This is a genomic window from Sessilibacter sp. MAH3 (assembly GCF_054658275.1).
Genome location: NZ_BAAGIE010000002.1, coordinates 26,268 through 41,324 on the forward strand (window position 1 = coordinate 26,268; position 15,057 = coordinate 41,324).

Annotated in this window: 14 protein-coding genes; 3 read left to right on the top strand and 11 right to left on the bottom strand. The window is 42.6% G+C overall.

Annotated elements, in window-relative coordinates:
* Nucleotides 1-276: 276 nt before the first annotated feature.
* Together ACYQ2C_RS01715 and ACYQ2C_RS01720 are read left to right on the top strand one after the other, a co-directional pair.
* Nucleotides 277-921 carry a PepSY-associated TM helix domain-containing protein gene (locus ACYQ2C_RS01715; protein ID WP_460099803.1) on the top strand — a complete coding sequence of 215 codons (645 nt, stop codon included), beginning with the start codon at nucleotides 277-279 and terminating at the stop codon, nucleotides 919-921.
* A 32-nt stretch (nucleotides 922-953) separates the two neighbouring features.
* A complete protein-coding gene (locus tag ACYQ2C_RS01720) occupies nucleotides 954-1,487 on the top strand; it encodes a DUF2271 domain-containing protein (RefSeq protein ID WP_460099800.1) in 534 nt (177 codons plus the stop codon).
* An 80-nt stretch (nucleotides 1,488-1,567) separates the two neighbouring features.
* Here ACYQ2C_RS01720 and ACYQ2C_RS01725 read toward each other — a convergent pair whose 3' ends face one another.
* The 3 genes from ACYQ2C_RS01725 to prmB all read right to left on the bottom strand — a co-directional run bounded on the left by ACYQ2C_RS01725 (nucleotide 1,568) and on the right by prmB (nucleotide 4,440).
* Nucleotides 1,568-2,095, bottom strand: a complete 528-nt coding sequence (locus tag ACYQ2C_RS01725; RefSeq protein WP_460099797.1) for a hypothetical protein — start codon at nucleotides 2,093-2,095, stop codon at nucleotides 1,568-1,570.
* A gap of 284 nt (nucleotides 2,096-2,379) precedes the next feature.
* Nucleotides 2,380-3,471: a chorismate synthase gene (aroC, locus tag ACYQ2C_RS01730; protein WP_460048615.1), complete on the bottom strand. Its 1,092-nt coding sequence runs from the start codon at nucleotides 3,469-3,471 to the stop codon at nucleotides 2,380-2,382.
* 45 nt (nucleotides 3,472-3,516) lie between these two features.
* A complete protein-coding gene (gene prmB / locus ACYQ2C_RS01735; RefSeq protein ID WP_460099794.1) occupies nucleotides 3,517-4,440 on the bottom strand; it encodes a 50S ribosomal protein L3 N(5)-glutamine methyltransferase in 924 nt (307 codons plus the stop codon).
* A gap of 227 nt (nucleotides 4,441-4,667) precedes the next feature.
* Between prmB and folE the strand changes: the two genes are divergently transcribed.
* Entirely contained in the window at nucleotides 4,668-5,234 is a 567-nt protein-coding gene (gene folE / locus ACYQ2C_RS01740; RefSeq protein WP_460048933.1) for a GTP cyclohydrolase I FolE, read from the top strand.
* A 62-nt stretch (nucleotides 5,235-5,296) separates the two neighbouring features.
* Here folE and ACYQ2C_RS01745 read toward each other — a convergent pair whose 3' ends face one another.
* The 8 genes from ACYQ2C_RS01745 to adk form a co-directional block, all read right to left on the bottom strand.
* Nucleotides 5,297-6,181: a DUF4892 domain-containing protein gene (locus ACYQ2C_RS01745; RefSeq protein ID WP_460099792.1), complete on the bottom strand. Its 885-nt coding sequence runs from the start codon at nucleotides 6,179-6,181 to the stop codon at nucleotides 5,297-5,299.
* Between the two features lie 498 nt (nucleotides 6,182-6,679).
* A complete protein-coding gene (locus ACYQ2C_RS01750) occupies nucleotides 6,680-7,540 on the bottom strand; it encodes an alpha/beta fold hydrolase (RefSeq protein WP_460048618.1) in 861 nt (286 codons plus the stop codon).
* A gap of 1,095 nt (nucleotides 7,541-8,635) precedes the next feature.
* Nucleotides 8,636-9,643, bottom strand: a complete 1,008-nt coding sequence (locus tag ACYQ2C_RS01755) for a tryptophan--tRNA ligase (RefSeq protein WP_460099788.1) — start codon at nucleotides 9,641-9,643, stop codon at nucleotides 8,636-8,638.
* 127 nt (nucleotides 9,644-9,770) lie between these two features.
* Nucleotides 9,771-10,919, bottom strand: coding sequence for a tRNA-queuosine alpha-mannosyltransferase domain-containing protein (locus tag ACYQ2C_RS01760; RefSeq protein ID WP_460099785.1), 1,149 nt, complete (start codon nucleotides 10,917-10,919; stop codon nucleotides 9,771-9,773).
* 171 nt (nucleotides 10,920-11,090) lie between these two features.
* A complete protein-coding gene (locus tag ACYQ2C_RS01765) occupies nucleotides 11,091-12,191 on the bottom strand; it encodes a cyclic nucleotide-binding domain-containing protein (protein ID WP_460048622.1) in 1,101 nt (366 codons plus the stop codon).
* A gap of 279 nt (nucleotides 12,192-12,470) precedes the next feature.
* Nucleotides 12,471-13,265, bottom strand: coding sequence for an undecaprenyl-diphosphate phosphatase (locus tag ACYQ2C_RS01770; RefSeq protein WP_460099781.1), 795 nt, complete (start codon nucleotides 13,263-13,265; stop codon nucleotides 12,471-12,473).
* Nucleotides 13,266-13,329: 64 nt separating this feature from the next.
* Nucleotides 13,330-14,019 carry a tRNA (adenosine(37)-N6)-threonylcarbamoyltransferase complex dimerization subunit type 1 TsaB gene (gene tsaB, locus ACYQ2C_RS01775; protein ID WP_460099778.1) on the bottom strand — a complete coding sequence of 230 codons (690 nt, stop codon included), beginning with the start codon at nucleotides 14,017-14,019 and terminating at the stop codon, nucleotides 13,330-13,332.
* A gap of 328 nt (nucleotides 14,020-14,347) precedes the next feature.
* Nucleotides 14,348-15,001 carry an adenylate kinase gene (gene adk, locus ACYQ2C_RS01780; RefSeq protein WP_460048626.1) on the bottom strand — a complete coding sequence of 218 codons (654 nt, stop codon included), beginning with the start codon at nucleotides 14,999-15,001 and terminating at the stop codon, nucleotides 14,348-14,350.
* Between the last annotated feature and the right edge of the window lie 56 nt (nucleotides 15,002-15,057).

The window sequence follows — 15,057 nt, forward strand, 5'->3', positions numbered from 1 at the left end:
GATTTTGTTATTGATAATAATTATCATATAGAAATCGTTATCAAAATATAACCGTCAAAATTTGTAGCTCAAAAGAAGCGTTGCTCAACTCTCGTAGAGGAAGCTCTGATTAACCTAGAGTTTCTCGCGACACAAGGATGTGTCGCCAATTTCAAGAACTGTAAGTGATTGAAATTGTGGACGAGTTAATCAGAGGTTCCTAGAGTTAATTTAACCTTTTATTTTTTTGTAAATTCAAATAACAAACATCTATCAATATGGGTAGTGCCGCATTGTATGCATACGCAAGTTAAACAAGACTCGGCATCTAAAAAATCCAACTATTGGATTTCACTTGGAACCTTGCGCCAATGGCACTGGATTAGTTCCGCTTTTTGTCTGATAGGAATGTTGCTCTTTGCAGTTACCGGTATAACCTTGAATAACGCCCGTCTTGTTTCTGCAAAACCAGAAATCATTACCATTGAGTCAGAATTAACGCCATCACTGCTCGATGCGTTACTCGAAACACACGACGGAAAACTTAATCCGCTACCGCTTAGGGTTAGAAAATGGCTAGAAAGAAATTACCAGCTGGATATTCCACTTAAAGATGCTGAGTGGGACGCGACCGAAGTTTACTTAGGTTTACCCAGACCCGGTGGTGATGCTTGGCTCAGTATTGATTTAGAAACCGGTGAATTTATTTATGAAAGAACCCATCGAGGCACCATTTCTTTTTTAAATGATTTACACAAAGGCCGTAACACCGGGTCAGCTTGGAGCTGGTTTTTAGATATATTTGCCAGTCTTTGTATTATTTTTTCGTTAAGCGGCTTATGGCTTTTAGTTCGCTACGCAAAACAACGTCCAAGTACATGGCCGTTGGTAACTTTGGGTTTTGTTATTCCAGTGGTGTTAATTCTAATTACCATTCATTAATTCACATAAAAAATTTCCAAATAAGGTTTATTATGGCATTTCGTTTTCGAAGTATTTACACCTTACTATTTGCCGTTAATATTTTTTCGTTCGCACATTCTACGTACTCATCCGAGTTAAATATCAGCATCAAAATTCCAGAATTAAACGTTGCCGAATATCACAATCCCTATGTTGCTATCTGGATAGAAAACCAAGACGATAAATCGGTTACTGACGTACAAGTGTGGTACAACGCCAAAATGCGAGACAAAGAAGGCAGTAAATGGTTAAAAGATCTACGGCAATGGTGGCGCAAGTCTGGTCGCTCGTTGGATATGCCAGTGGATGCCATTACCGCCGCAACGAAAGGGCCCGGTAAATACAACCTCAACTTTATAGCCGATGATAAAAAATTAAAAAATCTAACTCCTGGTAACTATCGTCTTCGCATTGAAGCCGCCCGTGAAGTCGGTGGACGAGAACTACTCGACATTCCTTTTCAATGGCCCATCAAAAATGCCGCGACTGCAAAAGCACAGGGAGAAAGCGAATTAGGTGAAGTTATCTTGAGCTTAAAACCTTAATCACCTTGTCTAGGAATCTCTGGATTAATCAGAGCCTCACATTATTTTCACAAAAAGTCATCAATCAAAATTTTGCGGCATTACCATTTTTGCAATTTATCTTGAGAAAATTCCTTCTCAATAGCAGCAATAATTTTCTGCTGTTTTTCATTGGCCTCACCTTCAAAACTTGAAGCCTTTTCTATCATGCTAAACAAAGAGTCTTTTTGCGACTGCGTGAATTTTTCTTTGTTGGGTGCCAGAATATTTTTAATATCTGCTTCTAAATTACTGGTATCTTGCAATAAATAGCGCGAGGCAGAAAACAGTTCTGAGGCTTTTGCATCGGAAATTGAAAACTCTTGCATAAATAAATTGATAACATCGACTTTTAATTCGCGAGTGACTTCTTCATCATAGGTTGCAACACCAACAACGAGTAAGGCCGCCGCTTCGAAGGGGCTATCTAAGTTATGTAAGGGTTTTATTCCAAGTTGTTTAGACCATTTACGGCGTCTTAACCAATAAAATGGATTAAACGAATTAAGGTCTACGCCTGCATTTTGCAGTCTGTATAGAGCCCAAACTAATCCAGCGAGTGCTGTAATAATTCCTATAATAATATGCATGTTAATCCCTAGACCGTTGATAATAAATTAAGAAGTTTAGAGCTTTAGTGCATCCATAAACAATGTTATCCCTGATGCTTTTATCGCATAAAAGTAGTAAAAAAGTTTTAGGTCTTACCACCATCGCATGTCATGAAGTTAACACAAGAATACGTGAATCAAGCAGAAATACAGTGGTGTTCGGTTTCTTCACAATTTTACGATTCAAAACCCCGATCAACTGAGTCTAGGATTTCTGCAACAAAAAAACCGGCTCACGCCGGTTTTTGAATTTACGGTTTTCTTTACGCTTGTGGATTGATAAGCGCTACCGAATGATTAACGCCACCATTTTGTCCGCGATCACGCAGTAGATGGTCGAGCAAGGTAATGGCGAGCATGGCTTCGGCGATTGGTGTAGCGCGAATACCAACGCATGGATCGTGACGACCTTTGGTAACAACTTCGACTTCGTTACCGTGCACGTCAACACTGCGTCCTGGAATGGATAAGCTCGAAGTAGGTTTAAGAGCAAGATTTACCACGATGTCTTGCCCGGTAGAAATTCCACCTAACACACCACCGGCATTGTTCGATAAGAATCCGTCTTTGGTAATTTCATCGCGATGTTGAGTTCCTAATTGCTCAACACTGTCGAAACCAGCACCAATTTCTACGCCTTTAACAGCATTAATGCCCATCATCGCATGGGCAATATCGGCGTCTAAGCGATCAAAAATAGGTTCACCTAAACCCGGTTTAACGCCTTTGGCAACCACGGTAATTTTGGCTCCAATCGAATCGCCTTTTAAGCCTTTCATAAAGGCTTCCATCTCAGGTACTTTGCTGGCATCTGGGCAGAAAAAAGGATTATTTTCAATCTCATCCCAATCGACACTTTCGATTTTTACCGGGCCAAGCTGACTCAAATAACCTCGAATGTCGATACCATGAAAGACTTTTAAATATTTTTTGGCAATGCTGCCAGCCGCAACACGCACGGCGGTTTCGCGTGCCGAAGAACGACCGCCGCCGCGATAATCGCGCACACCGTATTTTTGCATGTAGGTGTAATCGGCGTGGGCAGGTCGAAATAAATCTTTAATGTTAGAATAATCTTTTGAGCGTTGGTCGGTATTTTTAATTAATAAACCAATCGGTGTGCCTGTGGTTTTACCTTCAAATACACCGGATAAAATCTCAACAATGTCGTCTTCTTTACGTTGCGTAGTGAATTTAGATTGACCGGGTTTACGTCGATCCAAATCGATTTGTAAGTCGGCTTCGCAAATTTCTAAACCCGGTGGGCAACCATCAACGATTGCACCCAACGCTATACCGTGACTTTCACCAAAGGTAGTGACAGTAAATAATTTTCCAAAGGTGTTACCTGACATGATGACTCTCGTTACTGTATTCGGTATTTATTCAATAATATTTATTTACGCTTGAAAATAGCTTTTTAATTCTTCGGCGGTAATCACAAAAATGCCGTGACCACCGTTTTCAAACTCAATCCAAGTAAAATTAAATTCAGGGAAGGCAGCATCTAGAGCAAAGCAACTGTTGCCCACTTCGCAAAATAATAGACCGTTATCGGTTAAATGATTGCAGGCCTCTTTTAATAAGCGACGCGTAAAATCCAGGCCATCAAAGCCAGAAGTTAAGGCGATTTGCGGCTCGTGGTGATATTCCTGCGGCATGGATTCAAAATCTTCTTGATCAACATACGGTGGATTACAGACGATGAGATCAAATTGTTCGCCGGGCAATGCTGTAAATAAGTCAGACTCGATGGCCGAAACTCGGTCTTCTAAATCGTGGTAAGCGATATTCTGCCAAGCAATATCGACGGCTTCAGCAGAGATATCACTGAGTAAAACTTCCGCTTCTGGAAAGGCGACGGCGGTAGCAATACCAATGCAACCACTGCCGGTGCAAAGGTCTAAAATTCGCTCAGGCGATTTTTGCAACCAAGGACGGAAACGTCGTGAAATGAGTTCTGCAAACGGCGAACGTGGTACCAAGACCTGATCATTCACCAAAAAGGGCATTCCAGAAAACCAGCTTCGGCCAACAAGATAAGGCGCAGGCTTGCGCTCGGCTATGCGACGTTGAAACAGCTCTAAAATGCTCTGGCGCTCTGTAGTAGTTAGTTTACTGGAATAGAGTTGAGGTAAGAGATCATAGGGAAGATTCACGACTTCTAGCACCAAAAAGACGGCTTCGTCCCAGGCGTTGTCGGTACCGTGACCAAAATAGATGTCGGATTTCGACATTTGTGTTGCACCAAACCGAATAAAATCCAACAAGGTTTCAAGATCGGTAACGGCTTCTTGCCAAATTTGGGGGTTATCTTGATTCACGAATTCGTTCTCTCCTCTCGAATGGGCGCTATTCTAACGGGTATAACGCATTAAACCAAAGCCGCATTGCGTTACGTAAGAGTCTTGTAGTTCGTGAATTATCGTTATAAATCGTTTTTAACGTCTATTCTTGTAATTTGAGAACAAAGTTAGTGCTCGCGAATCCAGAATGCTTTACCCGCGAGCCGTCATGGCGTAGGGTATGCAACCCTTTTTAGCGCGCTAATATTCATTTTAGGAAAGAAGCTATGAGAGAACATTTCGCGGAAATTATTTCTGCCATTGGTGAAGATTTAGACCGTCCTGGTTTGCAAGATACACCAGATCGAGCGGCTAAAGCGTTCGCTTACCTAACTCGCGGATACAACCAAACACTTGAAGAAGTAATCAATGGCGCCTTGTTTCCTTCTGATTCTCAAGAAATGGTGTTAGTGCAAAATATTGAGCTGTATTCACTGTGTGAACATCATCTGCTGCCGTTTATTGGCCGCGCTCATGTTGCTTATATTCCCACCGGTAAAGTACTGGGGTTATCGAAGGTCGCCAGAATTGTCGATATGTTTGCGCGCCGCTTACAAATTCAAGAGCAGCTGACAACGCAGATTGCACAAACTATTCAGAGCGTTACCAAAGCCAGCGGTGTTGCGGTAGTGATTGAAGCCAAACACATGTGCATGATGATGCGCGGTGTTGAAAAACAAAACTCTGTAATGAAAACGTCGTCTATGCTGGGGGATTTTCGTGAAAATCCAGCGACACGTTCTGAGTTTTTAGCATTAATTGGAAATTGTTAGTTTTAGATCCATTAATACCATACAGACATAAGCGGTAGTTTGTCTGTATGGTGGCAAATACCTTAGCGTGTACCAATCAACCAAGCACTCACGGTGCTCTCTCCCGCCGGTACCAAACTGCCCAAGCCATGCACTTCAATTCGGGCCGTATCAATCTGTTGAGATATAATTTGCGTTTTAATTTGTTCAGCAATGTCGCTGGATTTGGCTAAATTCGTAGCCAGTTTTTCGTCGCGATGATCAACCACAACCAACGCCAATTTCAAGCTCGGTGAGGTTTTCAAGGTTTGCGTAATGGATGCTGTTAATGCATCACTCATCTGCCACTTTCCACCCTGCAACTGTACCGGCAATGATAAGTATCGCTGCCCTTTTAAGATAACTTCCACAGTTTTGGCATCCGGCTCTTGATTGATAGCGCTATTAAAATCAACGCTGACTACATCAACCAACACATAGCTGCGCTGGTTACCCCGAGTCACACCGTATACCGTTGCGAGAGTTGCTCCTTCCGAATCTAACTGTTGAAAGACCAATAGCTCCTGGTACTGATCTAAACCATAAAGGCGTCGATCATTAAAAAACTCATTGGCCCAACTAGCACTGCTGCCACAAGTATGGCCTTGGCAGACATACAGTGGTGTCGCGTCCTGGCGCTGTAGCTGCGAGAAGTATTGTTGCATAACCTCGGTAAGCGAGTGATTGCGCGGTAACTCCAATAACGATCGAGACATAACGCCTTGCACTAGACGCTCGCTTTCTGGCTGCCAATTGCCATTGATATTGCGCATAGGCCCTAAAGGTACGGAGTAGTCGCCATCGGAGGTTTGATCAGCAACCAAGGTTGCTCCTCGAAAGTTGGTTAACTCTAAGGCATTTACGCAGACAGGGCCGCTTAACAGTAGTCCAAAAGCAATAATTTTTAGGGATTTCAATCGACCTGCCATTTTCACGAGAACTTGCATTAAATTATTTTTAGCCATTATTTGTTAGAAACGCGAGTGTATTTTAGGAAAAGACAATAACCGCTCAAGATAATTAGTCAATGACAGCTTAAGATTATTCGGTCTGAACTTGATGATGACTAATATTCAACCAGAAAAACACCCGTTATACATTGATATTCATCGGCCAAATTGTTGAAATGAAAAACGGGAAAATTGTACGAGTAATAGAGCTTAAACCTTTAGAAACCTCTAACTAACTCGCCCCTGATTTAATCAGAGGTCAGAAATTGGCAATACGATTTCCAATTTCTTCACAATTTCAATCACTTACTGCTCTTGAAATTGGCGACACATCCTTGTGTAGCAAGAAACTCTAGGTTAATCAAAGTTTCCTTTAATTTATTAGGCTTATTGTTAATGAGCTTATAGAAAAACATGAAAACCAATCCAAACTGATTAGCTTCCATATCCATTGCGCTCATACAGGTAAATATTTACTCACGAGTGCAGTTGTGAAAACAATTGATTGACCGCATCGGCCACCTCATTAACACGAGTTTCCATATGTAAATGGTGGCTGCCGTCTAAGAGAGTTACGCTAATTTTGGGGAAATGATTAAGTTCTTCACGCAGGTTTTTAACATGATGACTAATGCCGTTTTCCGCTAATATTAAATTGCATTGCGCTTCAATTTTATGAACAAATGCGTGTTGCTGATTACGGGTAAGCTTAATCGCCGAAGGTAATTGTAAATTGGGATCGGCTCGCCAAATATAACCGCCCTCGTGGGCTAAGACACCTCTTTCGGCGAGCAGTTCTGAACTTTCGCGAGCAATGGGAAATATAGAATTCATGCGTGCTTCTATGGCTGCATCCCAACTTGGATACACGGTTGCGCGTTTACGGCGAGGATTTAAAACCTGAGCAACGCTCTGGGCGAGCTGACGTGGTGCATCTTCTTCATTAACTGGCTCAGGCCAAATACCGTCAATTAAAGAGAGTGCTTTAATTCGCTTTGGAAAGGTACCAGCAGCTAAGGTTGCTACCATAGCACCACGGGAATGACCTAATAGCGAAAACTCTTGCCATTGCAACGCATCAGCAACGGCAAATACTTCGGCAATGTCTTCCCATAAATTATAGGGTGCAAGATGTTTTCGGTGATCGCTAAGACCATGACCGGCAAGATCTAGCGCTACGACGTGAGCATCCATTAAAGGCGCGATGCGATTAAAGCTCGCACAGTTATCCAGCCAGCCGTGTAACGCAATTACTTTATGAGATTTTTCTCGCCCCCAAACCCGCGCCTGTAATTTTATATGGCCCAAGTCAAATTCTTGTTCTGTGTAGTGATGCAAGTTAAACCTCGGTACGCTCGTAACAATAATCGATTGGGAACTCAGTAAAGAAGCCTAGAGTCGCCCACAACACTCGCCGGTGTTGCCAATTTCATTAACGTTAAGTTATTGAAATCATGTAGAAATTAGCAATCGCTTTTACAACGCTTACCTCTGAGAAAATCAGATAGATAGCCATCAGCAATTCGCTATTATTGTTCAGTCGTCGACGAGATACAATGCAAATTACGGCAAGAATTAGGCACAAAAAACACCAGAGTATTGCAACATAAGGGTATTGAGTACCTTTAATACCTCACGGAAAAGAAACCCTCATTAACCTAGAGTTTCCAGTGGCACACACTTGTGTCACCAACTTCAAGAACCGCAAGTAATTGAAATTGCGAAAACAGTGAAATCGCATCTTCAATGTCTGCCCGCTGATTAAATCACGACGGGATTAATCAGAGGTTGCTAAATTATGTAATTCAACCAGTTTAATAATAATCAGGTCGTTTAGGTTTAATGGGAGCCAGTAGCATAAAGAAGATCCACGCAAACCAAGATACAAATAAGGTTAATAGAATCCATGCTAATTTTTCGGCAAATGTAACCTTGCCAGAAAACAGTATAAAAATAATAGGCAACCACCAAAATAATAAACCAATAATAATGAATGGTAATGTTAACAGTCCGATAAGCGCTTCCATATACGAGAAAAAGTCCTCTTTAACAATTAAAAATACGTTTTAAGATTTCAATACCAAAAAAATATAGGAAACTCTGATTAACCTAGAGTTTCTCGCGACACAAGGATGTGTCGCCAATTTCAAGAACGGTAAGTGATTGAAATTGTGAAGAAATTGGAAATCACATTTTCAATTTCTGTCCTCTGATTAAATCATGGATGAGTTAATCAGAGGTTCCTATATTTGATGCTGTAAAAATATTTTTGATCAGACAATGACTGTGACCATCAATGAAACCATGCTTTTTAGCGTTATTTAAAATAATTCACAGTATTTACAAATAACACGAGCTGTAGCCATAAAAAGCATTTCATGTTTTAGAATAACCCCTGAATTAATTCAGAGGTTTCTACAGCAATTTAAATAATTAACCTAATTTACGAATACCAACAGCGTGTCGTAACTCTTGCACTAATGGTTTGGCGAATTCTCGGGCTCTTTCAGCGCCTTGCAGCAAGATTTTTTCAACTTCTTGCGGTTTTGCCATTAATTCTTCGTATTTTTCACGAGCGGGAGCAATTTCTTCATCAATTAATGCACACAATTGTTTTTTAGCTTCGCCCCACGCAATGCCTTCGGCAAATTGAGCACGCATGTATTGCAATTGCTCAGCATTGGCAAATGCTTGCCACACTTGGAAAACCGTAGAAGTTTCTGGATCTTTAGGTTCACCGGGCTCAAGCAAATTGGTTTTAATTTTATTAATGTGTTTTTGCAATTTTTTAGGCGGTAAAAATAACGGAATGGTATTGCCGTAACTTTTACTCATTTTACGACCGTCTAAACCTTGTAAAACCGCAACGTGTTCGTCGACCTGAGCTTCTGGCAGTACAAATTTTTCGCCGTAATGATGGTTAAATCGACCGGCAATATCACGAGCCATTTCTACGTGTTGAATTTGGTCTTTACCAACCGGAACTTTATGAGCATTAAAAATTAAAATATCTGCGGCCATTAAAATGGGGTAACTGTACAAACCCATATTAATGCCAAAATCAGGATCTTCACCCGCTTCTTCGTTTTCGGCTACCGCAGCTTTATAAGCGTGCGCGCGATTCATGAGCCCCTTCGCCGTTAAACAGGTTAACAACCAACAAAGCTCTGGAATTTCGGGAATATCGGATTGCCGATAAAACACCGCTTTTTCTGGGTCTAAACCACAAGCCAGCCAGGTTGCCGCAATCTCAGCGGTAGACGAATGCACAAGATCAGGATCACCACATTTAATTAAGGCGTGATAATCGGCCAAAAAATAAAACGATAGATTGTCATCACTTTTACTGGCTTCAATTGCCGGCCGTATTGCACCTACGTAGTTGCCGAGATGTGGTGTACCTGTGGTGGTAATACCAGTAAGAATTCGTTGTTTTGTCATTGTTAGGTGTTAACTCTTGCGTTATTGCTTCGCAGCTGTTCAAATTTACGCCAATTAAGGCCTTTTCATCTGCCAATAATAACGAGTTTGAACTTAGATGGCATTGCTTAGCTGATTGGTTTACGCGCTAACGAGAAATCTTTTCGAAAAACTTCCGGTACAGCGGCCCTAAATCAGCCCAACTCAATTGCATACACAACGAATCTTGCGTTTGTTGCCTTAATTGAACAAACGTTTTTTCTGATTCCGTCGATAGCAAAGAAACGAGTTTTTCGCCAAGTTGACGAGCTTCTTGAATGGGATCGTCGATATTACTTGGATACAGGCATTCTCGCGCAAACCACTGTGGATAAGCCATGCGTGCAGGCGCAATGGGAATACAACCTACGCGTGCGGCTTCGATCATCGCGAGGCCCTGAAAGTCGTGAATGGCCGTTGATAGAACTAGTTGCGATTGCGACAAGACTCTCTGATACTCTGCAAAATCCTCGATGTAACCCCAGCGCCCAAGTGCGTTGCTTCCCTCAAGCAACGCTTTAATCTGTTTGAATTCTTTAGGGCTGTGGCGAAAACTTGCGCCAAGTACATGGAACTTAAAATCACCCATTCGCCCCTGATCATCCAACCATTGCAACAATAACAGAAAGCGGTCTGGACCTTTATCCCATTCCCAACGATGGTTCCAAACAACCTGCAATGGCAAACCGTTTAATACCTCGCTCTTAGCGTCACCTTCACCCATCGTCGAAGGTCGCTCGCCAACAGGAACAGGAATTACCGTGCTTTTTTGTTTTAGCTGCTCAATTAATCCCGCTGGAACACCATCGGGGAGCTTTTTGAGTAATGCTTTGGCGCCATGGAAAAAGGTTTTTTCATTAAACGACGAGTTAAACACAATGCCATTGGCGCAAAGTGCGCTGTATATAGAAGTCATTTGGACCTCTACCAAACCTTGCTGCAACTGATTATCGGGATAGGCGAACTGATTTTCGTGAAAATAAACAACCGTTGGAATAGTTGCCAAGTTAGGCCGAAATCCGCGTAACGCGGATAAATCAACCATTGAGGTTGCGACAATAAGATCGTAGGGCTCAGACAAGCTCGGATAATCACCCAAACCCCAAGTTAAACTGTTACCTCGTACTCGCCAGTTAAAAAAACGCCCCGCCAAAGTCTCTTGGGACCAGTTCCAATCGGAAAAATAGTTCACCAAGCCATCGGCCCAATATTTGTGGCTGGCGCTGTGATAGGCCGACAGTAAAAGTACGTTTTTCATAAGACATTTGTTGATAGGACAAATATTGATAGAAATTTGCGAAGAATCCTATCGAAAACACAGGTGCAGGTAAAAAATAAAGAAAGGATGAAAGGTAGGAGCAGAAGCCTCTGCCTAAAAGACAAAGGCTTCTTTAAAAAGGTTCTTTAAAAAAGTCCTAATTGAGCAGCGTTATGAATAACACTGCTCAGAGTGATTTAAGATCACAGCACTTAAGCCAGTTTGCAGTAGTAACTGCACCGCTACCTTACTGCGGCTACCGCCATCGTCGGTAACGACATAGGTGTAACCGGGATCTAAAGATTGAATATTATCGCGCAGTTTACCCAAGGCAATGTTGCGGCTGCCGCGTACACAAACATGGCGATGCTCGATCGGCAAACGCACATCAAGCAATTGCACTTGTGGGCCAAAATCATCAATTTGATCGCGCTCGATGTACTTAAACAGAGGATTTTGCAAGAGTTCAACGAAATCTTCTTTGGACAAACGCATCAAGCTGCCTTTAGTTTGCATTTTTACGCTGGCATTGCGAGTGGTATCGCCCACTAGAGCTTCTTCACCAAAGTAACTACCTTCGCTCAACTGGATAGTATTACCGCCGCTCAAAGGAATTACTTGCACAGAACCAGAGGCTATAACGTAGAAATAATCGCCCGGATCGTTAGCTTCAAAGATAGACTGTCCCGCTTCAACCTCAATCTCTTCAAACTGACTGAACAATTTTTGGATGTTAGATGCCGGAATCGATGTAAATAATGGTGACTCAAGCAATTGGCTCATCCAATCGTTGCGCTCGGTATCAAGCTCCGGAGATTGCGGAAAAACATAGGCATCTAGGTAGTTGATTTCTGAAGTAACAAATCCAGAAGTTTCTGAAGAACTCACCGCAGCAGCGGCGGCTACGGTTTCTTGGTTATTCTGTGACTCAGACTTAGTCAGAACAGCATCAACGACATGTCGGTTCAGTTCTAGAATAACCACGTCACTGGCGGCTACCGCAGATTCTTTACTGGGATTTAGTTCGTTAAGTGCGTATCTAGCTTCTTCGTGATTAAGATCGATATGACGACTTTGGAAATTAGCGTCAACTAATTTCACCTCGCCATCTACCAGATAATAAAGGCTCGGCAAATCCTTACCGCGTTTGAATACAATTTTTCCCTTTGTGTATTTATCAATTTGGCTCTTGTCGCAAATTGCTTCTAGGTATTTTCGATCCAAGGTAGAAAACGGATGAAATGTACTCAATTGCTCAGGCGTTACTGCCATCGACGATGTTCCTCTACAATTTTTGATATCACATGTGTACGGGGAATTGTAGTCAAATGACAAAAAATAGAATTGATAGACTCGATTGTACTAAAGTGAGGCTATTCAAGTTTTTGGAAATTAGTGAACAAAGACCTAATTTATTTTTATCAAAAACAGTAAATTTATAACTAATAAGTATTAAAAAATAACAAACGTTCAGAAATGAGTGACTCATTCCGGCCAAGCTGTGCCTTGAATGTAAATATGCGTCAAAGATTGTCAGCTAACCGGGTAATGTCACAAGAACATCCAAAGCAAGAATCCACCCAGCACCATTCGATAGATTACGAACGGCAACATGCCAATACGTTCGATAAATGCTAAGAAGTAATGAATGCAAAGATACGCACTGATGCCCGACAACACGGTACCAATGCCTAAATCTAGCCACTCCACAGAACCGGATTCGAGCAGCTCGATGGTTTTGAACAGCGCCCCCAAAACAATGATGGGAATCGACATAAAAAACGAGAATCGCGCCGCATCTACCCGCGTAAAGCCCAAGAACAACGCGGCGGTAATGGTAATTCCTGAGCGAGAAGTTCCGGGAATTAACGCCATTGCTTGCGCAAGACCAATAACTAGAGCGGTAAAAATTCCGACTTGGTAGATATTTTTATGAAGCTCAGTGCGGCGATCGGCAAAATATAAAGCGACACCAAAGACCAACGTAGTTACCGCAATGACCAATCCCGAACGGAAATTGGTTTCAATGTAGTCGTTAAATAACAAACCAAACAGACCGGCGGGAGTGGTAGCGATGATGATCATCCACGCTAGGCGACTGTCATCAGTTTGGCCGTTTGAACCAAACTGCGTACACCAAGCGCCAATCATGTTACCGACATCTTTTCTAAAGTAGGCAAGCACCGCGATGAGCGAACCAAAATGAACAGCAACATCAAACGCTAAACCTTGGTCGGGCCAACCCAAAACCTCTTTGGGAAGAATGAGATGCGCCGAGCTAGAGATCGGCAGAAATTCGGTGATACCCTGAATCAGTGCCAACAGAATGATTTGAATTAAGTCCATGGGTTAATACTTCCTTAGCCAGTAGCATTGATTTCAACCACACATTACAACCATACATTACAACTTAGTTGCGAATACGGACTCGTTTTTCCCAAGCAACCTCATCACGCAAATAAACAGGTTCAACGGAGCCAATATCTTGTAACTCACCGTCTACAAACTTACCTTTGGCAACCGCTAGTATGTCTAAGGCACTGGCGAAAACGTCCGGCTGACACTCTGGAGCATCTTCCCGCAACTGGGAGAATGCATCTAAAGCCCAAGCTGAACCCACTAAAATTTCTTCACGCTCAATCAATTCAATAGCCGAGTCAAAACCTAAAACCGCTTCGTTTTGCTTCGCTACCACCACGCCGTTATGTAACTGATATTTACCCAGGTACACCTCTGACATTCGTGCATCAAGACCAACACTGACCGTGGAAGTCACCGATGAGTTTTTTGCAAAATACGCCGCTGCCGTTGCCGCTAAAGTAGAAACCGGAATGACCGGCAACTGCGCGCCAAAGGCCAAACCTTGCACAACGCTCATGCAAATTCGCACACCGGTAAAAGAACCGGGGCCTTGTCCAAATGCAATAGCATCGAGATCAGTAAGGGCGAGCCCTGATTCTGCAAGAACTTCATCGATTAATGGCAAAAATAACTTCGCGTGTTGGCGAGCTTCGGTTCGGATTTGAGAGTACAGACGGTCTTCATTGCACAGAGCGACACTGCAAGATTCACCTGAGGATTCGAGACTGAGAATTTTCAAGGGGATATAACGCTTTGATTGGTAAAGGTCTTAGATTAGCGACCTAAGCTCGGTTAGGCAATTTGAATTGTACCGAACAACCTAAAACCCAAACCTAGAAGCACTTTTTGTAGAAAATCTAATCGATTAAAGCTATTCAAAAACCCTGAATGGCTTCCATACTCACAGATATGCGTTCAAACCTACAAAAAACACACGCACAGCTAACGCAATAACATTCCAAGATTCCTACTGCCGTGAATTTGCAGGCTATTGTGAATTTAAGGCCATAAAACGCAAAAAACGCCACTAGGGCGTTTTTTGTAGAACCAGTATTACCAGCGGTGACTTATTTCAACGCCGCAAACACTTTTTGTTTGATTTCAGCAACATCACCAACGCCTTCAACGCGCGTGAAAACAGGTGCAGGATCATCACCTTGTGCTTCTAGATTGCTGTAGAAGGCAACCAAAGGCTCGGTTTGCTCATGGTAAACAGACAAACGTTTACGAACGGTTTCTTCGGTGTCATCGGCGCGTTGAATCAAAGGCTCACCGGTTTCGTCGTCTAAGCCTTCGGTTTTAGGTGGGTTGTAAACCACGTGATAAACACGGCCAGAACCTTCGTGAACACGACGACCACTTAAGCGAGATACGATCTCTTCGTCGTCAACGTGAATTTCCATCACGTGATCGATGGTAACGCCACCGTCAAGCAAGGCTTCTGCTTGTGGAATGGTGCGTGGAAAACCGTCGAACAAAAAGCCGTTTGCACAGTCTTCTTGGGTAATACGCTCTTTAACCAAGCTGATGATGATTTCATCAGAAACCAGACCGCCGGAAGCCATGATGTCTTTAACTTGTAAACCAAGTGGAGATTCAGCCTTAACTGCAGCTCGCAGCATGTCACCGGTAGAAATCTGAGGGATAGAAAACTCTTCCATGATCAGTTGGGCTTGAGTGCCTTTACCGGCACCTGGCGCGCCGAGAAGAATGATCCGCATAGTAGCTCCTGTAATCTCTGATTTTTTATAAATGTCGTAATAGAATTCTGCTGCGA